Source organism: Caldicellulosiruptor naganoensis, from assembly GCF_026914285.1.
Taxonomy (GTDB): domain Bacteria; phylum Bacillota; class Thermoanaerobacteria; order Caldicellulosiruptorales; family Caldicellulosiruptoraceae; genus Caldicellulosiruptor; species Caldicellulosiruptor naganoensis.
Window position 1 is genome coordinate 1,976,000 of the sequence record NZ_CP113864.1, and the last position, 19,781, is coordinate 1,995,780.

Consider the following 19,781-nt stretch of genomic DNA (forward strand, 5'->3'; position numbering starts at 1 on the left):
TTAGCCTCTCTTTCAACCGTGTTTTACTATTCAATTAAGAGACATTTCCTCTTCTTTCCTGTAAACGCTGTTTTAGTCTCGGTTTTCTCTGTGCCTTTTTGTTTTCGTTTATTATTACAATGGGCTTATCTTCTTTCAAAACAGCTGCTTTTGTAATTATTACCTTTTCTATCTTGTCGTTTGATGGAATTTCAAACATCACATCAAGCATTATATCTTCCATGATAGCTCTAAGACCTCTTGCACCAGTGTTGCGCTCAATTGCCTTGTCTGCTATTGCTTCTAACGCTTCCCTTTCAAATTCAAGCTCAACACCATCCATAGCAAAAAGCTTTTGATACTGCTTGACAAGTGCGTTCTTTGGTTCTGTTAAAATCTTTATCAGAGCCTCTTTGTCAAGTGCGTCTAATGTAACAATTATTGGAACACGGCCAATAAATTCGGGAATCATACCGAACTTTAGTAGGTCTTGAGGCATTATCTGTCTTAAAATATCGCCTATCTTCTTTTCCTTCTTGCTTTCTATTTTAGCATTGAACCCAAGAGTCTTTTCACCAATTCTTCTCTCAATTATCTTCTCAATACCTTCAAAAGCACCACCACAGATAAAGAGAATATTTGTTGTGTCAATCTGTATAAATTCTTGGTGCGGATGCTTTCTTCCACCCTGTGGTGGAACTGATGCTATTGTTCCTTCTAATATCTTCAGTAGTGCTTGCTGAACACCTTCACCAGAAACGTCTCTGGTGATTGAAGGATTGTCTGATTTTCTTGCAATCTTGTCAATCTCGTCTATATAAACTATACCGCGCTCTGCTCTTTCAATGTCATAATCAGCATTTTGAATAAGCCTGAGCAAAATATTTTCAACGTCCTCACCTACATAACCTGCTTCAGTGAGTGTTGTTGCATCTGCTATGGCAAAAGGTACATTGAGCATTTTGGCAAGAGTTTGTGCAAGGTAAGTTTTGCCAGACCCAGTTGGACCAAGCATTAAGATATTGCTTTTCTGAATCTCAACATCGTCTTTTTTGTTGTCGTGGTAGTAAATTCGCTTGTAGTGGTTATATACCGCAACAGATAAAATCTTTTTTGCGTGGTCCTGTCCAACTACGTACTGGTCCAAAAACTCTTTTATTTCTTTTGGAGTTGGAAGTCTATCATCAAACTCGTTGTATTCCTCTTCCTCAAACTCCTCAGAGATTATCTCTGAGCAAAGTTCAACACATTCGTCACAGATATAAACTCCAGGTCCGGCAACCAAACGTCTTACCTCATCCTGTGATTTGCCACAGAATGAGCACCTTAAAGTCTTCTTTTCATCGAACTTAGCCAATTTTAAATCACCTCAAAAAAGAATGATTATGGTCGTCTTTCAATCACCTTGTCAATTATGCCATACTTTAAAGCCTCTTCGGCTGTCATGAAAAAGTCACGTTCTGTATCACGCTCTATAACTTCAATTGGCTGGCCTGTGCGCTCAGCCAAAATCCTGTTAATTCTATGTTTTATCTTCAATATCCACTCAGCGTGGATTTTGATGTCTGTTGCCTGACCACGAACACCACCAATTGGCTGATGTATCATTATTTCGCTGTTTGGAAGAGCAAATCTCTTACCCTTTGCCCCAGCTGCAAGTAAGAATGCGCCCATTGATGCTGCCATTCCAACACAAATTGTTGATACATCAGGTTTTATATACTGAATTGTGTCATAAATTGCAAATCCAGCTGTAACAGAACCACCTGGTGAGTTTATATACAGATAGATGTCCTTATCAGGATCTTCTGCTTCTAAGAAAAGAAGCTGGGCAACAATAAGGGAAGCAATATCGTCTGTGATTTCGCCGCTTAGGATTACTATCCTGTCTTTTAGAAGTCTTGAGTATATGTCGTATGCCCTTTCACCACGGTTGGTCTGTTCTATGACTATTGGGACAAGTGCGGACATAAGTACATTCCCTCCTTTTACAGAAGAAAAAGTATAATTTTCCAAACTTATTATGTTTGATTTTCAGATTGAGCCTCTTCACTTATAATTTTAGCATTTTCGTATATAAAATCTATAGCTTTATTTAGAATTATACCCTCTTTTATATACTCAATATCATCCTCAGAAAGCCTTTCTTTTAACTTTTCAACCTCTAAATTGTACATCTTAGCAAGTCTTTCTAATTCCTTTTCAAGCTCCTCATCTGTTGCCTGGATATTTTCTACTTTTGCAATCTTTTCTAATATGAGATTATTTCTAACAGCTTTCGTTGCTCTTTCTCTAAACTGTTCCCTGAATTCTTTATCTGTCTTGCCAATAGCTTCTAAGTATTTTTCATATGTCATTCCAAAATACTGAAGATTTCTTGCCACATCCTCAACATAATAATTTATCTGATTTTCAATCATAGGCTCTGGAATGTCAATTTGAGTATTTTCAGCAATCTTTTCTAAGATTGCATCAATCATCTCGTCTTTAGCTCGCTGGTCATTTTTCTCTTTTATCCTATTTCTAATACTTGCCTTTAGCTCTTCTAATGTCTCGTACTCACTAACATCCTTTGCAAACTCATCATCAAGCTCAGAAAGCTCCTTTACCTTTATCTCTTTCACCTTAACCTTAAATGTTGCTTTTTTACCAGCAAGTTCTTGGCTCTGATAGTCTTCTGGGAACACAACTTCTATTTCCTTTTCTTCGCCTTTTTTCATCCCAATTAGCTGTTCTTCAAACCCTGGGATGAACCTACCTGAGCCAATTGTAAGCTCATAGTCCTGAGCCCTGCCATTTTCAATAGGCTCACCATCAACAAATCCCTCAAAGTCGATTGTAACAATATCGCCGTTTTGAACTTCTCTGTCAACTGAGATAAATCTTGCATTTTCCTCTCTTAAATGTTCAAGTTCATGCTCAACCTCTTCTTCAGCAACAGGGTATTCGATTTTCTTGATTTCAACCCCTTTGTACTCACCCAATTCAAACTCAGGTTTGATATACACCTCAGCTTTGTATATAAAGCTTTTGCCTTTACCAACCTGAACTATATCAACTTCAGGTCTTGACACAACCTCAAGCTTGCTCTCTTCAATCACCTTAGGATATGTCTCATTTAAAACATAGTCAATTGCATCATCATAAAACACTTCTTCACCATACGCTCTTTCAATGAGCGACCTTGGTGCTTTGCCAGGTCTAAATCCTGGAATTTTGAAATACTTGGCGTTTTTCAAATAAGACTTTTGCAAACCTTCTTCAAACTTCTCAGGCTCAACCTCAACCTCGATTATAGCTTTGTTAGTGCCTTTTTTTTCAATCTTGAACTCCATCCTAATCCTCCCTCAAAAAGATTTATTTTGAATTTTATTTTTGTCAGCATCAAAAAGTTATATTTTAACTATGATATTGTAGCATAAAAGTTTTTATTTTAAAAGTAGATTGAAAAGATTTTTTACCTCACTTGTACATGAACAACTTTCTTAAAATGATATGGCATTTTATGGCAATAATTTATTGTACGTACAAGCACAAAGCTATATAATTATTATAACAAAGCGTAAAAACTTAATGAAATGTTAGGAGGGATTATTTCAAAATGTTACAAAACATACCCCAAGTAAAGGTAGGAATAGTTGCAGTAAGCAGGGACTGTTTTCCTATCACTCTTAGTGAAAAAAGAAGACAAAAAGTGGTTGAGGCATGCAGAAAAAAAGGTATTGACATCTTCGAGGCAAAGACAACTGTCGAGAACGAGAATGACGTTCTAAAAGCCCTGGATGAGCTAAAATCAGCAGGTGTCAATGCACTTGTAGTATATCTTGGCAACTTTGGTCCTGAAGGTCCTGAGACAATGCTTGCCCAAAAGTTTGGCGGTCCTTCAATGTTCGTTGCAGCAGCTGAAGAGACACAAGAAAACCTCATTGACGACCGTGGCGATGCATACTGTGGTATGTTAAATGCATCTTACAATATTGGCCTGAGAAAACTCAATCCTTACATTCCTGAGTACCCTGTTGGCGATGCTGAAGAAGTTTCGGATATGATAGCGCACTTTGTTGACGTTGCAAGGGTTGTGATAGGAGTAAAGAACCTTAAAATCTTCAGTTTTGGACCACGTCCACAAGACTTTTTGGCTTGCAATGCACCGATAAAACCACTTTATGACCTTGGAATAGAAATTATGGAAAACTCTGAGCTTGACCTGTTTGAATCTTTCAACAAGCACAAAGATGACCCGCGTATACCTGAAGTAGTAAAACAAATGGAACAAGAACTTGGCACAGGAAACAAACATCCAGGAATTTTGCCAAAGCTTGCTCAATATGAGCTAACATTAATGGACTGGTATGAAAAATACCGTGGTAGCTGTCAGTTTGCAATATTTGCTAATAAGTGCTGGCCAGCGTTCCAGACACAGTTTGGATTTGTTCCATGTTACGTAAACGCAAGGCTTGCATCAAGGGGTATTCCAGTTGCATGTGAGGTTGACATATACGGGGCACTCAGTGAATACATCGTAACACTTGCAACACAAATTCCAGCAACAATACTCGATATCAACAACACTGTTCCAAAGGATATGTACGAAGCAAACAAGGAAAAGTTCAAAGATTACAAGCTCACCGACCTTTTCATGGGCTTCCACTGTGGGAACACACCTATTTGTCATATGAAGTATGCTGAGATGAGGTATCAGCTCATTATGCACAGACTCTTAGAGCCTAATAAAGAACCAGATATAACACGTGGTACACTCGAAGGTACAATAAAACCAGGTGAGATAACAATATTCAGACTTCAGTCAACGGCTGATTGTATCTTGAGGTCATATGTTGCTGAAGGTGAGGTCATAGACGTTGACCCACGATCTTTTGGTGGAATTGGTGTGTTTGCAATAAAAGAGATGGGAAGATTCTATAGATATGTACTTATCGCAAAGAGGTTCCCGCACCATACAGCTGTTGCATTCAAACACGCAGGAAAAATCCTATTTGATGCAATGAAGATGCTCGGTGTTGATGACATATCATTCAACCAGCCAGCTAATATGCTCTATAAAGATGAAAATCCATTTAAATAATATGGAAATCAAGAAGGGGCTGCATAATCATTTAAAAGTGTGAAACACTGCAGCCCCTTTTTCGTACCTATTACACCCTATTTTTCAAAACCTTCTCTTCATATTCTTTCACCTTTTCAAGCCATTTGCTTCCCACTGGAACACCACTGTCGTAGTAGTATTTATTTTACACAGTACCAAATGACAGTATTTTGAATTCCTCCAAAAGAGTAATACACTTCTCAAAATTTCTCTTTATATTCTCTTTCAAATTAATTATCTACAAAACTGTTGAATTTGCTAACTTTGTGTGTTATATTTTTAGCTAAATGCTCAAATCAAATTCAGCTACACTCAACCTTTACCAAAACTCATATAAGGGGGCGCAAGATGGAACAAAATACACAGCTTAAGAAAAACTTAAACGTCTGGATGGCACTCTCATTAGTGGTTGGAATGGTAATTGGGTCAGGAGTCTTTTTCAAAGCAACACCTGTTGCTAAATACTCGGGAAGCTTCGTTATGATTTTCTTGGCGTGGTTTTTAGGTGGTATGATGTCTATTTGTGGAGCGCTTGTTGCGGCAGAGTTTTCTGCAAGATATCCTCACACAGGCGGGCTTTATGTGTATCTTGAAAAAATCTATGGTGATATAGTCTCATTTTTGTTTGGATGGATGAATACTTTGATTTACACTCCTGCAATACTTTCTGCACTTTCTGTGCTGTTTGCCGACCAAATGGCAAGTTTAGTAAAGATAAATCAAATAACTCATGATATATTAGCCTTTAGCATCTTGACTCTTATAATATTTATAAACATTATAGGCAACAAATACAGTGGTGGTTTTCAGGTTTTTACAACTACTTTAAAATTAGTTCCAATTTTTTTAATTATTTTATTTGGCTTATCAAAGCCCATCGAAATGGGGAATTTTGCACCTTATAATGAAACTTCTCAGAACTTTGGACTTGCTGTTTTGTCTACTTTGTGGGCATATGATGGATGGCTGTCTGTACCAAATGTGGCAGGAGAGATGAGAAATCCAAAGAAAAACCTTGTTTTTGTTTTGATATTTGGAATGTCTTTTGTAATGCTTGTCTACTTACTTGTAAACATAGCGTATATAAACGTTCTGGGAATAGAAAAACTTGCTTCAATGGAAAATAGCATAAATGTTATATCTGAAACCTTACTTGGTAAAGTGGGTGGAATTCTGATTTCGCTTGGAATAATTATATCAATTGTCGGCACTTTAAATGGCTTTGCCCTTACTGGCATCAGAATACCATATGCAATGGCTATAAATAACCACTTTGTGGCGAGCAATGTTTTTTCAAAACTGCATCCCAAGTTTGCAACACCCATTAATTCCTCACTTTTGATATATATAGTCTCTGTACTCTACATCTTCACAGGAAGTTTTAACAGACTTACAGACCTTGCAATGTTTTCAACCTGGATATTCTATGTGTTGTTTTTTATTGGAATTTTCGTTATCCGTAAAAGAGAGGGAAAAAATAAAGAAGGATATAACACATTTTTATATCCTTTGACTCCGCTTATTGCTATTTTGAGCGGACTTTATATATTGGTAAACAATGTATTCTCAAATACAATAGATTCATTATTTTCAATTCTAATTACTCTACTTGGTTTTCCTGTCTATTTCTTGTTTATAAAGAAAAAGGCTTTTGGCAAATAAAGTAAAGCCAAAAGCCTTGTCTATTTTTCCAAAATACTTACTTAATATTCTTCATCATATTGTCAAGCTCCCTGAACTTCTTTCCAAACTCTTCCCAATTTCCTTGTTGTAAAGCCTTTTTAGCATCTTCGAACAAGGACTTTATCTTTGAAAGCTCTGACGATGGTGGAACCTGAGTGATATTTTCTTTCTGAGACGGTGTTTGCGTCTGATTCTTTTCAGGCGCTACCTGCTGCCCAATGAGCTGCGATAACGCATCATTTAGGCTACTTCCCATAACGACCTTCCCATTGCAAGCAGCAACTACTCTTTTTACCTCTGGCAGAGCTGAAGCATTGTCTGAAGCAATGTAAATTGGCTCAATGTACAAAATCTTTCGGTTTATTGGCAATGCTAAAAGGTTCCCTCTTATAACCCTTGAACCACCCTGATTCCACAGTGACAAATCTTTTGATATCTGTGGGTCTTGGTCAATCATGTTCTCAACCTGCAGTGGACCATAGACAGTTGAACCTTTTGGGAATTTGTATAGCACAAGCTTTCCATAATTTTCTTGGCTACTTTTTGCTGCAAGCCATGCAATCATTGTATTGTATTTTAGCGGTGTGAAGGGCACCATCAGAATCAACTCTTCTTTTTGGCTGTCTGGCAGCTTCATAACACTGTAATATGGTGGGATATAGTCAATTGAACCATCAGGCGTCTTGTGTTTTCCAAAGTCCCACAAATCTTCCTTGTTGTAAAATACATTCGGGTTTGTCATGTGATATCTTTTCAACACACTTGCCTGAACCTTGAAAATATACTCCGGATATCTTATATGCTCAGCAATGTCTCTTGGAATATCTCCCTTTTCAAAAAGGTCGGGATAAATACTCTTGTAGACATTTACAATCGGGTCGTTTTTGTCCACAATGTAAAATTTCAGCGTCCCATTGTATGCATCAATTAATACCTTTACAGAATTTCGAATATAATTAAAACCTTCTTCTGTCGGCTCTGAATATGGATAATAATTTGTCTTTGTATAACCATCCAAAACCCATACCAAGCGACCTTTTCCATCTATGAGTATATATGGATCACTGTCATAGTCAAAAAATGGTGCAACTTTTTTGGCTCTCTCTACAATATTCCTGTTTATAAGTATCTTGCTGTTTGAGTTTATAGCTGTTGAGACAAGAAGCCTAAAGTCTTTATAGACATATGAAAAGATTAATCTATTTAAAGGTGTTAGTCTTATTCCGCCTTTGCCGTCATATCTAAAAAGCCTGTTTGAATCACCCTCAGGATAGTCAATCTCATCAACCTTTGTGTTAACAATAACGTACGGGTCTGTTTTTTCTCCATAGTATATCCGTGGCTGTGTTACCTTTGGTGCACCGTCTAAGCTCTTTATTGGAATGTCTTTTATGATAAACTTTGGCTGGCCTTCAGGTGTAACTTCTGTCATCAGGCTCATGACAACACCATAGCCGTGAGTGTACTGAAATCTTTGATTGATATATGTCTTCGTCGGAATCCCATCATAGTTTATCTCTCTTGCAGAGATGAATACAGATTTTATCTTACCATTTATTGTATACTTTGCAATATCAGCATCATTGAAGATATAGTACTGTTTAAAACGCTGAATTTGGTTTAAAATAGCCAAAGTTGTGGGATAATCTGTAATTCTAATATTTTCTATCGTACCTGTGTTTTTCTGTAAATCCTCTGCTGTGATAGTACCTGATGTGTCAACAGGAAAATATTTTTCTTCAATGTTTTCTAAATTGTAAGCAAGACGTGTAAACTTAATGTTTTTTTCTAAAAAAGGCCTTTCATACACCTGTTCATTTGGTGATACTACAAAGTACTGAAAAGCTGTAGCGATTATGGTACCCAAAACTGCCCAACCAATATAGGAGAACATTACTTTAGCTATATTTGCGTACTTGCCTTTTATGAAAAAGTAAATGCTGAGTAGAATCACAGTTGCCAAAACAACATACGAAAGCCTAAAATAGTTCATCCTAATGTAATAATCAGTATATCCCACACCAACAACTTCACCAAAGAAAGAGTACAAAAGACCTTCCATTTCATATTTTAGTGTGAATATCTTAATCACAAATATGAGTATCAGATTGAAAAATATATGACTTCTTACCTTTTTGTCATAAAGCACACCCCATGAATTTACCCTGCTAACAAATGCAAAACCATAGAGAACAAGGTATAATACCACTGTATAGATACATACAAATATCACTAAATAGAATAGAAAATTTACAATTGAAAGAAAAAATGGTCTTTCAAACACATAGTATCCTACATCTTTGTTAAAGATCGGGTCTTTTATATTAAACGGCTTTGAATGCTTGAAGGTCAAAAATTTGATGTAGAGATTGTTTTCCAAATACTTGCTCGCTATCAGCGCCAATAACACAGAGACAATAATATTTAGAATGTTCTTCTTAAGCAAACTAATTTTTCCAACAATTCTTTCAATATTTCTCTTCACAATGGCATTGTTTACAAAAAACACAAAGAACAAAATCATAAATGAAACAACCTGTACTGAAAGCTTTACATAGAAGTTCTTCCAGAATACACTTACAAAGTTTTCACCAATTTCTTTTATTTGGATGAGTTCTAAAAATAAATCAAAAGCAATTGAAAAAGCTATAGCTAATATTACCAGTATTGAAATAACAAAACCTACTTTTTTAACCACTTTTTTAGTTTTCTCTCTTTTATAATCGTAAATTCTATCTGCCATCCTAAATTCTGTCCCTCACTTTATTTTTTTATTTGCTCTCTAAAAGTCCAAACATTTCATCTTTTAAATCTACTGCTTCTGCTATTATCTTTGAAATATCAGCCAAAATTTTTGCAAGCATCATCTCAGCTGAAAGATACTCTTCAATATCAGAATTTAGGCTTATTATCTGGTAAAGCTGCTGCAGAGAATATACATCAGAGCTTGTAACCTCTTGTCCTTGCAAGCGCTTTTGTTCAAGCTCAAGTTGTTTCTTTTTAAAGTCCATAACCATCTGTTTGAGCTTCTCGTCTTTTTCAATCTTTTCTTTTGCAGCTTTAAATCTTTTAAACTCATTTGACTCTTTTAGAACATTTGCAAGCTCGTATGCAATGTCGTAAACATTTTTCATCTTTTGTATACTCACCCCTTTTGTGAATATTTTATTTTTTAAGCACTCTTGTCTTGATTATAAATATTTTCATTTGTCTTCAAAAGCTCTGAGGCGCCAATTAAAGTACCAAGATTTTTAAATGCATCAGTTGGAATGTATACCTTATTTGCCGGATTTTTGGCAATTTCAATTGCAGCCTCTATCTGCCTCATCGCAAGTACAACTGCATCTGTGCCACTTTCCTTAATAGCTCTGTTGACATATGCAATAGCGTTTGCCTGTGCTCTTGCTACCATCTCAATTGCCTGAGCCTGACCTTCCGCCTGCAAAATCTTTTGCTGCTTTTCACCTTCTGCCCTTTTTATAAGAGCTTGCTTGTACCCTTCTGCTTTAGCAATTTCACTTTCTCTTACACCTTCTGCTTCAAGTATCATTGCCCGCTTGTCTCTTTCTGCCTTCATCTGTTTTTCCATTGCCTGTGTTATTTCAGCAGGTGGAATAATGTCTTTTATTTCAACTCTTTTTATCTTTACCCCATAGTTATCTGTAATTTGGTCAAGCACAGTTGTCAACTTTGAGTTTATAACTTCTCTGGAGGAGAACACTTCATCAAGAGTCATACTACCAATGACATCCCTGAGATTAGTTAATACTGAATACATAATCGCTGCTTGATAATTTTGTACATTATAAGTGCACATCTTTGCGTCAAATACCTCAAAAAATACAACAGAGTCAATCTTTATTCTTACGTTATCCTTAGTTATAACATCTTGCGGTGGTACATCCAAGATTCTTTCTTGCATATTAACTTTTGCTCTTATGTTGTCAATAAAAGGAATAATAAGATGAACGCCCGGCTCTAAAACCCTGTGAAACTGGCCAATTCTCTCTACAACATAGCAGTATTTTGTACGAACAACTTTTACACTTGAAAAGAAGAAGATCAAAAACAGCGCAATTATTAAAATGACCCATCCAATTGTCGGCATACAAGCTTCCTCCTCCCATTTTTCAAAATACTCTTGTTTTTTTATTCCATCTTGTCGACAAAAATTCTCAACCCATCCACTTTTCTAACCTTTACTCTGTCCCCTTTTTCTAACTTTTTGTCACAGAAAATGTTGTAAAATATTCCGTCCTTTTTTATTTTGCCAGAATACCTATCTTCCGATACCTCTTCAACAAAAAATTCTTCACCCACGTTTACAAAGCTTCTGTTTTCTATTCTTGGCATGTTTTGCATAAATTTTTTAATCTTAGGTTTAAATACCAAAAAGATTGCTAAGCTGAGAGTAATAAATAGACCAACTTCTACAAATAGATTGTTTACAAATAAATCTAAAATGAAAATTATAAAAGCTGAAATATAAATAGGAAAAAAGACAAAACCAATAAAGGTATCAGCTATTAAAAAAGCAAGAGCTATCACAAGCCAGATAAAATCATAAATGCTTACATTCATCAAATTCCCCCTTCATCCTTTTTAATGATCTGGAAAAATTTGTAGATTGATGTCTGTTTCAAGTTTACCTTCTCAGAAACTTTATAAAACTCTTTTACTTCTATCCCCTCATGGGTAACCTCTGCACAAAGCATTTTTTTCTCTTCAAACATCTCAAGGATAAATAAAAGTTTTACAACCTTTTTAAATGGGTCTGATTCATTTATACCCGAAAAATTGTATGAGATAAACTCACAATCTCTAAGTGTTTTATAAACATTTACCACCTCATCATTTATTTGTAGATTAAAATCCTTAAATTTCTTGTCTAAGTCAAAAATCAAAACTTTTGCATCTTGATAGAGATTTTTTACAAGCTGATATGAAGGAATGTCAAGTGCAACTATCAGGTCAAAATCCTCTTTCATACTTTCTATCTTGTCAATCCTCGGTGCAAATATGTCATCAAAATACACCTCTTTTAATGAACTCTGGTGCTGCACAATCCGCCCTTGATTATCTAAAAATTCAAAAAGATCATTTTGTACCTCTTCACCTTTTAAAAACTTCAAAAAATCCAAAACAATATGAGGGTAAAAAGCTGTAAAGATACATTTTTTGTCAATAAGTTCAGAAAGATTACATGTCTCAATTTCAAATTTCTTAAAACTACATCCTTTTTGTCTTACAGCTTTTAAGTTATTGTAAAGGTCTTTTATAACACCAAAACTGATATTCTCGCATATATCGATCAGATTAAACTGATTTCGTCTTGTAGAGTTAAACATATTTTTTTCAAGTTTGCAGACAATATCAACCTTTTTCATTGTAACAAGCTCATCTTCATCTTCTAAGTTTGAAAAACATACGACGTCATACTTCATACCATTCCCTGTATAGAATTTATAATACTTATTATCCTCACCCATGAACCTAAAATTTTCAACAACAATGTTCTTTATAAGAAAGGTTGGCTCAGGATTCCCTACACCAAATGGCTCTAAGAGATAAACTTGGTCAATTAGCTCATCATCAATCTCGTTTAAGCTCAAAACAAGGTCAATTTCAACAGCTGGTTTGAAAATCATAAAATGATAGTCCTGAGCAATACTGTTTAGAATCTCATCAAGTTTGTCAAAATTATCTCTTACAAGTGAAAGCCCAGCTGCATGTTCATGCCCACCAAATTTTAGAAGAATATCAGAGCAATTTTTTAACGCTTCAAACAGGTTAAAACCTTTTATTGACCTTCCAGACCCTTTCAAAATCCCATCATCTGTAAACGTAAACAGAAGAGAAGGTCTGTAATATTTTTCTGTTATCTTTGATGAAGCAATCCCAACAACACCAGGATGCCAGCTTTGAGAGCTTAGCACAAAAATCTTTTTCCTTAGGATATCTTTATTCAGTGTAATTATCTTTTGAGCTTCTTTGATAGTCTTTTCTTCTATCTCCTGACGTTTTCTGTTTTCCTCGTCTAATTTTCTTGCAATTTTCTCAGCTTCTGTAAAAGAGTCACTTAAAAGAAGCAGCATGGCTAAATTAGCATCCGAAATTCTGCCTGCTGCATTCAGTCTTGGCCCTATGATAAATGAAACATCGAAAGGTTTCAGTTCTTCCTTTGATGAAAGTCCAGCTACTTCTATAAGTTTTTGCAGCCCTATGTTCTTTGTATACTTTAAAAGCTTTAGACCAAACTTGGCAAAAATCCTGTTTTCATCAACAAGTGGCATGACGTCCGCAATTGTGCCAATTGCCACAATGTCAAGATACTCAGAAAGCTTAATTTCAACTCCAGAAAGCTTTAGTGCATGAAGTAGCTTGAATGCAACCCCCACCCCAGCCAAATCTCTAAAAGGATATGTACTGTCACGTCTCTTGGGATTTATAATGGCATCGGCTATTGGTAGCTTGTCTTTTGGTTCATGGTGGTCTGTGACAATGATTATTTTTCCTTTTTGCTTTAGATATTCAATCTCATTTATGGCACTTATTCCTGTGTCAACTGTGATTAAGATGTCAAATGTATTTTCTAACCTCTTTAAGATATCAAGGTTGAGTCCATATCCATCTTTGAATCTATTAGGAATATAGTAACTTGTTGGCAAAAATTTACTCAAATTTGAATAAAGAAGATATGTACTTGTCACACCATCGCAATCATAATCTCCGTAAATAAGCACTCTTTTCTTGTTTAAAATGGCGCTTCTGAGAATCTTGACAGCCTCTTTCATGTCGTTGAGTAAAAATGGATTGTGGAGGTTTTTAATTGCCGGTTCTAAGAATTTTTCAATACTCTCCTTTTGAGTAATCCCCCTGTTTTTTAAAACTTTGATTATTTGAGGTTTTATTTTTCTGCCATTTATAATTATATCAAAGTCATCACTATCTTCACACTCTTTTAGTACCCATCGCTTTTTCTGGAATATCATAGCTTAAAAAATGCCTCCTCAATTTAAGTAAATGTATATCATCACTATCAAAGTTACAAAGAAAGATGTTGCAGCTCCAACTATAAGTTGTTTAAAATCGTGCCTTTTAAGCACAAGCCTTGACCACATGACAAGAGGAATGAGCAAAGCTAAAAACCACATCTTTATTCCAACAATAAAGTTAATGGCAAGAATCGGACCGGTTATTCCACAAGCATGACCACTTGCTTTAAATCTCAATACCTTGTTAATGAAAGCTAAGATTAAACTTGAGATAAGATAAGACAAATACAGTCCAATCATAGCTTTTGTAGGTTTCTTCATGGCCAGCAAACTCAAATTTCCCAAAACATATCCAAATATACCAAAGATAAAAGCAAGTTTTCGTTCTTTTTCCCTTCCACCTGCTTTAAACTTTGGAACAACTCTTGCAATAATATATGCTGAGATGGGTATTATTGTGAAAAAGAAAATTGAATTTAGGTAATAATTGAAGTTGCCGTTATAATTTGCCATTTTGTTGTCAAACCACATAATCGTAAATACAATCAGTGCAACAATTTGGAACTGTAAAAAGACTACTTATAAGATATGCAATCTTTTCTCTCATAAGTTTATCCCCCAAAAAGTTTAATTTCTTCCTTGAGTTAATTATACACCATAATTGGATGTAAAGGCAAAAATAAATCCCCTTTTGCTTATGCCAGCTGCAAAAGGGGATACGGATAGCTTATATCTGCGTTTTTCTACCTTCTTTTTGGTCGTGGTTTTCTGCTCTTCCCTGCATTCAAAGCGCCCATCACAAAGCCCAAAATTGGACCAAAGATTATTAAATATAATTGGTACTTTGAAATGTTAACACTTCTTTTTAAAACAATGGATACCACAACCAAAATAATCGAAACAAAAAGCGAAACCACAAATGCAGCTATTTTTTTTCTGGTAGGGCTAATTTCAGCAGTCTCATATCCACACAATGCTATTCCTACAAACATTGAAAATATAGTAAGATACTGTGCAATTTTATCCGGCATTGAAAAATACATCACAAAAAGAGATATTATAAGAATTAAAAAGCAAATCAAAAATAGTGACTTTACTATTATCCAGACATACTGAGAAAGACTTGCATCTTCAATTTTCTTATTCACATATCTTCCAATATTTTTTTCAAAAAGTTGCTCTATTAAACATTATTAAAAGTCATTCGAACTTAGAACAATAGCTATTCGTTTAGAGATTTTGAGCCTCCTTGAGAATAATATCAACTTTATCAGTTCTCTCCCATGGCAAATCCAAGTCCTCTCTGCCAAAGTGACCATACGCAGCAACTTGCTTGTAAATTGGTCTTCTCAAATCCAAGTCTCTTATTATAGCAGCCGGTCTTAGGTCAAATACTCTCTTTACAATCTCGGCAATTTTTTCATCATCAATCTTTCCAGTTCCAAATGTATCAACCCTGATTGAAAGTGGTCTTGCAACACCTATTGCATATGAAAGTTGAACCTCACACTTTTTAGCAAGTCCTGCCGCAACTATGTTCTTTGCAACATATCTTGCTGCATATGTTGCAGACCTGTCAACCTTTGTCGGGTCTTTTCCAGAAAATGCTCCGCCGCCATGGCGTGCATAGCCACCGTAGGTGTCAACAATAATCTTTCTTCCTGTAAGGCCTGAGTCGCCTTGAGGACCTCCTATAACAAACCTTCCTGTTGGGTTTACAAATATCTTTGTATTTTTATCAAGCATTCCTTCAGGAATAACCGGTTTTATAACATGTTCAATCACATCTGCCTCAATCTGAGCATGTGTAACCTCTGGGCTGTGCTGAGTTGAAACCACAATTGTATCGACTCTTACTGGTCTGTCATCTTCATATTCAACTGTAACTTGAGTTTTGCCATCAGGTCGCAAATACGGCAAAATACCTTCTTTTCTGACATATGCAAGTCTTCTTGCAAGCTTGTGAGCAAGATAGATTGGCATTGGCATCAAAACTGGCGTTTCATCACATGCAAATCCAAACATCATACCTTGGTCGCCTGCACCAATTGCCTCTATATCATCGTCTGTCATCTCGCCAAGCTTTGCCTCTAATGCCTTGTCAACACCCATCGCAATGTCAGGTGACTGCTCATCAATTGATGTTATCACCGCACATGTGTCAGCATCAAACCCATACTTTGCACGTGTATATCCAATCTCTCTTATTGTATCTCTTGCTATCTTTGGTATGTCCACATAACATTTTGTTGTTATCTCACCCATCACAAGAACAAGACCTGTTGTTACTGCAACCTCACACGCAACTCTTGCGTACGGGTCCTTTTCTAAAATGGCATCCAAAACAGCATCTGAAATCTGGTCACAAATCTTGTCTGGATGACCCTCTGTTACAGACTCTGACGTAAATAACTTTCTCATCTGCTCTTTGTACCTCCTTTTAAGTAAAATAGAAACTCATGTAAAAATAAAACATTATATAAAATTTAAAGCCCCTTCTGAAAAGAAGAGGCAAAACTTTCTTTTAAAAAGTTTTATCCTCATCTCTCAGAAAGCTTAAAACATATAAACTTTTTAAGCTTTCTGACGGAGTTGGCACCATTGCAAAGAAAAAAACTTCTTTGCCGGTTGCCGGGTTTCATCGGGCCTTTTTCCCTCCACCTCTCTTGATAAGGATAACCTTATCATCCTCTTGTTATTCAATTTTTAAATTTGCCTCAATTATATTAACAAAACAAATTGGTATTGTCAATAAAATTATTTGTACAAAAAAAGACTTACTCGCCAATAATCTTAACAAGTACTCGTTTCTTTCTCTTGCCATCAAACTCGCCATAGAAGATTTGTTCCCATGGACCTAAATCAAGCTTGCCATTTGTAATTGCAACAACAACTTCCCTGCCCATGATCGTTCTTTTCAGGTGTGCATCAGCATTGTCCTCACCAACATTGTGATAGTATTGAGAGTATGGCTTTTCAGGTGCAAGTTTTTCAAGCCAAATTTCAAAGTCTCGAAGCAAGCCTTCTTCATCGTCGTTTATGAATACACTTGCAGTTATATGCATAGCATTGCAAAGCAAAAGCCCCTCTTTAATTCCACTTTCATCAACACATTTTTGTAGAGTATCTGTAATATTTACAAACCCACGCCTTGTGGGAATTTCAAACCACAGTTCCTTCCTATAAGATTTCATTTGTAAGAATCACCCCGCTAAATTATTGATTTTCTTTTTTCTTGACAGTTTTTAAAAAATATTTTAATAATTTTTTTGTAATGATTCAACAGAAAATGTGGTATATTTCAATGTATAGACGAATAAATTGTGGGGGGATTTTACATGAAGAAGGTCTTTGCAAAAAAAGATATATTCACTCGCTATAGTGGAAATCCAATAATCACAGTATATGATATACCTTACTCAGCAAACGCAGTTTTCAACGCAGGTGCTATTAAATATAAAAATGAGTACCTACTTCTTTTGAGAGTTGAAGACAGACAAGGAAAATCACACCTAACTGTTGCAAAAAGTGCGGATGGCAAGACTAATTGGAAGATCGAAAAATCGCCCCTAATATACCCCCAACCAACAGTATTTATCTATGAAGAATTTGGCTGTGAAGACCCTCGAATAACATATATACCAGAGGATGATTATTATTACATCACATACACTGCATACTCCCGTTACGGTCCTGCTGTTGCTCTCGCACGAACTAAAAACTTCAAAAAAGTGGAAAAATTAGGTCTTATTTGCCCTCCAAATAACAAAGATGCAGTTTTGTTCCCTGAAAAGATAAACGGAAAATATGCAATGTTGCACAGACCTGTTGCAGGGGACATTGAACACATCTGGATTGCATACTCATCAGACCTAATTCACTGGGGAAACCATGAGGTTGTGCTCGTTGAAAAAGGCGGTCCTTGGTGGGATGGCTTTAAAGTTGGAGCAGGAACTGTGCCAATAAAAACTCCTGAAGGCTGGCTAATAATCTATCACGGTGTTAAAATGATGCCATCAGGACCAATTTACAGACTTGGTGCTGCACTTTTGGATTTAGAAAATCCGGCAAAGGTTAAGAAAAGATCCCCTGAGTGGCTCTTATCCCCGCAAGAGGTATATGAGAGAATTGGCGATGTCAACAATGTTGTGTTTACCTGTGGTGCAATTGTTGAAGACAACCAAATCTATCTTTACTATGGAGCTGCTGACTCTTGTATTGCTCTTGCTTTTGCTGAGATTGACCAGATTTTGTCCATCTTGATTGAGGGGGATTTGCAGGTAAAATAGAAGATAAAGGCTCTTTGTCAAAAGTTGGGGTGAACATTCTAAATATCAACCTCTCTTTTGACAAAGAGCTTTTAAAATTAGTCATTGCCATTCTTATTGTTATATAATGTTTTGTCTTCTGAATAAAATTTTACCTCAGGGTGTATGAACTTTTTAACTATACTATTTAGGTTGTTGAATAAAAAATATTACCAGCAATGCATAAAACAAACATAAATTATTGATTCCATTCATAAGCGAAAGAAAACTTTTTACCTTCTAACTTTCTAAGAAGTTGCTCAAACAGCTTAGTATCCAATCAATATACCTTTTATAATTTCTAAAACCTTGAGCCTTACATTCTCAAGATTATATTCACCTTTTAATTTGCTAAATAGTCTTTCAATCTTTGTTCTCTGCCTGTATAACTTTTTACCCTCTTCAGTTTCTAAAAATCTTATGTTCTTGCTTCTAAAACTATTGCTAACATTGTTTATATCTTTCATGTTTCTTTTGTTTATCCCGGCAACAAATTTAACTTTAAGCTCATTTGCTATATTAAACTATTCTACTACAATCGTATCCCGCATCTGCTAATACAATCTCACAGCCAAAGCCCCATGCCCTATACAAAAGCTCTTCTTGTCGCAAGTCTATTAATTTGCCTCTGTAAAATCCAGAAAAGTGGTATTACTTTTTCTTTACCTGTACACAAAAGATGTAATTTGTATCCCCTATAAAATCCTATTGTAATATGTATACCTATTTTTGCTTCTGAATCATTTTTGGCACTTCTAAGCGGCGTAGAGTCTACTATCGCTATACTCATATCAGGTTCTATCTTAGCTATTAATATGTCTTTTATATCTTGCATGTATTCTTCTTCTATTTTTCTTGATAACTTTGCAAAATATGAATAGTCCGGACTTTCTTCTATACCTACTACTTGCTTAAACTCTGTGTCTTGATTTATTCGATATTCTAATTCTCTGAAACTCTTTATCCCCTTTTTAACTTTATAAACCAAACAAGCTATTATCTGAAACAGATTAAACTTCCTCGGTCGTCCCCTTCTATTTTGCTTTATCTTCCTCGATAAAACTTCAGTAACCTTTTTATTACAAAAAGCAGCTTTGAAAATTTCTCATTATTGTGATTTAATATTCATGTATATCTTTTCCTCCTTGTGTTTTTTTGTGGTTTTCTCTTAAATTAAAATTATAACACAAGGGGGATTTTTTCTTTTGTTACTATGTTTACTCTATATGGTTATTTCTTTTATTCAACAACCTCAATTAAATAGGTATAAACTTGTTATTATAAATTTGTTCTTTAAATTCTAATGAAATATTCTTCTATTCGACTAACACATGTACAATACATAAAATGGGTATTATTTTAACATTGCTTCTTTAGTTTCTGACCCATATTACTTTTGCTTCAAATCCAAGCTTATCCTCCTTTTTTACAACTCAATATGTCGTGGTTACAAACCTGTCTATCCCTGCTTTCTCTTTTCTTCTGGCTATCAATACTTCTTTTCCGTATTGAAAACAAATCGTTGCTAAGCTCGCTGCTGCACAATACGTTATATTATGTTGCTTTACATAATAGTATTTTTTTCTTATCTCTTTATTCTATTTGATTTTTAGCGTATTACCTTCTTTATTTTCTTATTTAGGATATTTAATATTTGAATTATTTTTTCTGTAAACTTCTTCTTGGAATTTCTATGCAAATTTTATCTTA

General features: G+C 35.4%; 15 protein-coding genes, 1 pseudogene and 1 riboswitch. Of the genes and pseudogenes, 3 read left to right on the forward strand and 13 right to left on the reverse strand.

Translation table 11 applies throughout. The features are described 5' to 3' along the window. Nucleotides 1-34 precede the first annotated feature (34 nt). The 3 genes from clpX to tig are packed head-to-tail and all read right to left on the reverse strand — an operon-like array spanning nt 35 to nt 3,314. Nucleotides 35-1,336, reverse strand: coding sequence for an ATP-dependent Clp protease ATP-binding subunit ClpX (gene clpX, locus OTJ99_RS09905; RefSeq protein WP_045166361.1), 1,302 nt, complete (start codon nt 1,334-1,336; stop codon nt 35-37). A gap of 26 nt (nt 1,337-1,362) precedes the next feature. Further along, entirely contained in the window at nt 1,363-1,950 is a 588-nt protein-coding gene (gene clpP, locus OTJ99_RS09910; protein ID WP_045166360.1) for an ATP-dependent Clp endopeptidase proteolytic subunit ClpP, read from the reverse strand. Nucleotides 1,951-2,000: 50 nt separating this feature from the next. After that, complete coding sequence (tig, locus tag OTJ99_RS09915) at nt 2,001-3,314, reverse strand: trigger factor (RefSeq protein WP_045166359.1); 1,314 nt, start codon at nt 3,312-3,314, stop codon at nt 2,001-2,003. Between the two features lie 266 nt (nt 3,315-3,580). Here tig and OTJ99_RS09920 point away from each other — a divergent pair, with 266 nt between their 5' ends. Both OTJ99_RS09920 and OTJ99_RS09925 read left to right on the forward strand, forming a co-directional pair. Next, nucleotides 3,581-5,065, forward strand: a complete 1,485-nt coding sequence (locus tag OTJ99_RS09920; protein ID WP_045166358.1) for an L-fucose/L-arabinose isomerase family protein — start codon at nt 3,581-3,583, stop codon at nt 5,063-5,065. A gap of 369 nt (nt 5,066-5,434) precedes the next feature. Next, nucleotides 5,435-6,748, forward strand: coding sequence for an APC family permease (locus OTJ99_RS09925; RefSeq protein WP_045166357.1), 1,314 nt, complete (start codon nt 5,435-5,437; stop codon nt 6,746-6,748). Between the two features lie 37 nt (nt 6,749-6,785). Here OTJ99_RS09925 and OTJ99_RS09930 read toward each other — a convergent pair whose 3' ends face one another. From OTJ99_RS09930 to OTJ99_RS09970, 9 genes are all read right to left on the reverse strand, one after another. Continuing rightward, the gene (locus OTJ99_RS09930; protein ID WP_045166356.1) at nt 6,786-9,512 is read right to left on the reverse strand and encodes a UPF0182 family membrane protein; all 2,727 of its coding nucleotides are present in this window, start codon (nt 9,510-9,512) and stop codon (nt 6,786-6,788) included. Nucleotides 9,513-9,540: 28 nt separating this feature from the next. Next, a complete protein-coding gene (locus tag OTJ99_RS09935) occupies nt 9,541-9,903 on the reverse strand; it encodes a YlbF family regulator (RefSeq protein WP_045166355.1) in 363 nt (120 codons plus the stop codon). 38 nt (nt 9,904-9,941) lie between these two features. Next, nucleotides 9,942-10,877 carry an SPFH domain-containing protein gene (locus OTJ99_RS09940; protein WP_045166354.1) on the reverse strand — a complete coding sequence of 312 codons (936 nt, stop codon included), beginning with the start codon at nt 10,875-10,877 and terminating at the stop codon, nt 9,942-9,944. Nucleotides 10,878-10,918: 41 nt separating this feature from the next. After that, complete coding sequence (locus OTJ99_RS09945; RefSeq protein ID WP_045166353.1) at nt 10,919-11,350, reverse strand: NfeD family protein; 432 nt, start codon at nt 11,348-11,350, stop codon at nt 10,919-10,921. Continuing rightward, entirely contained in the window at nt 11,350-13,761 is a 2,412-nt protein-coding gene (gene recJ, locus OTJ99_RS09950) for a single-stranded-DNA-specific exonuclease RecJ (RefSeq protein WP_045166352.1), read from the reverse strand. The genes OTJ99_RS09945 and recJ overlap by 1 nt, the downstream gene beginning before the upstream one ends. A gap of 18 nt (nt 13,762-13,779) precedes the next feature. Beyond that, nucleotides 13,780-14,277, reverse strand: coding sequence for a hypothetical protein (locus tag OTJ99_RS09955; RefSeq protein ID WP_235375001.1), 498 nt, complete (start codon nt 14,275-14,277; stop codon nt 13,780-13,782). Nucleotides 14,278-14,507: 230 nt separating this feature from the next. Beyond that, complete coding sequence (locus tag OTJ99_RS09960) at nt 14,508-14,912, reverse strand: TIGR04086 family membrane protein (RefSeq protein ID WP_045166351.1); 405 nt, start codon at nt 14,910-14,912, stop codon at nt 14,508-14,510. A gap of 82 nt (nt 14,913-14,994) precedes the next feature. Next, nucleotides 14,995-16,185 (reverse strand): methionine adenosyltransferase, encoded by a 1,191-nt coding sequence (metK, locus tag OTJ99_RS09965; RefSeq protein ID WP_045166350.1) that lies wholly within the window; start codon nt 16,183-16,185, stop codon nt 14,995-14,997. 116 nt (nt 16,186-16,301) lie between these two features. After that, nucleotides 16,302-16,440, reverse strand: a riboswitch (SAM riboswitch). 101 nt (nt 16,441-16,541) lie between these two features. Beyond that, nucleotides 16,542-16,958: a secondary thiamine-phosphate synthase enzyme YjbQ gene (locus OTJ99_RS09970; protein ID WP_045166349.1), complete on the reverse strand. Its 417-nt coding sequence runs from the start codon at nt 16,956-16,958 to the stop codon at nt 16,542-16,544. A gap of 144 nt (nt 16,959-17,102) precedes the next feature. Here OTJ99_RS09970 and OTJ99_RS09975 point away from each other — a divergent pair, with 144 nt between their 5' ends. Then, the gene (locus OTJ99_RS09975; RefSeq protein WP_045166348.1) at nt 17,103-18,053 is read left to right on the forward strand and encodes a glycoside hydrolase family 130 protein; all 951 of its coding nucleotides are present in this window, start codon (nt 17,103-17,105) and stop codon (nt 18,051-18,053) included. A 217-nt stretch (nt 18,054-18,270) separates the two neighbouring features. Here OTJ99_RS09975 and OTJ99_RS09980 read toward each other — a convergent pair. Beyond that, nucleotides 18,271-19,196, reverse strand: a pseudogene (locus tag OTJ99_RS09980) (transposase). Between the last annotated feature and the right edge of the window lie 585 nt (nt 19,197-19,781).

Coding starts and splice junctions, on each gene's coding strand:
- clpP (WP_045166360.1), bottom strand. CDS start 1,950: ATGTCCGCACTTGTCCCAATAGTCATAGAACAGACCAACCGTGGTGAA.
- tig (WP_045166359.1), bottom strand. CDS start 3,314: ATGGAGTTCAAGATTGAAAAAAAAGGCACTAACAAAGCTATAATCGAG.
- OTJ99_RS09920 (WP_045166358.1), top strand. CDS start 3,581: ATGTTACAAAACATACCCCAAGTAAAGGTAGGAATAGTTGCAGTAAGC.
- OTJ99_RS09925 (WP_045166357.1), top strand. CDS start 5,435: ATGGAACAAAATACACAGCTTAAGAAAAACTTAAACGTCTGGATGGCA.
- OTJ99_RS09930 (WP_045166356.1), bottom strand. CDS start 9,512: ATGGCAGATAGAATTTACGATTATAAAAGAGAGAAAACTAAAAAAGTG.
- OTJ99_RS09935 (WP_045166355.1), bottom strand. CDS start 9,903: ATGAAAAATGTTTACGACATTGCATACGAGCTTGCAAATGTTCTAAAA.
- OTJ99_RS09940 (WP_045166354.1), bottom strand. CDS start 10,877: ATGCCGACAATTGGATGGGTCATTTTAATAATTGCGCTGTTTTTGATC.
- OTJ99_RS09945 (WP_045166353.1), bottom strand. CDS start 11,350: ATGAATGTAAGCATTTATGATTTTATCTGGCTTGTGATAGCTCTTGCT.
- recJ (WP_045166352.1), bottom strand. CDS start 13,761: ATGATATTCCAGAAAAAGCGATGGGTACTAAAAGAGTGTGAAGATAGT.
- OTJ99_RS09955 (WP_235375001.1), bottom strand. CDS start 14,277: ATGGCAAATTATAACGGCAACTTCAATTATTACCTAAATTCAATTTTC.
- metK (WP_045166350.1), bottom strand. CDS start 16,185: ATGAGAAAGTTATTTACGTCAGAGTCTGTAACAGAGGGTCATCCAGAC.
- OTJ99_RS09970 (WP_045166349.1), bottom strand. CDS start 16,958: ATGAAATCTTATAGGAAGGAACTGTGGTTTGAAATTCCCACAAGGCGT.
- OTJ99_RS09975 (WP_045166348.1), top strand. CDS start 17,103: ATGAAGAAGGTCTTTGCAAAAAAAGATATATTCACTCGCTATAGTGGA.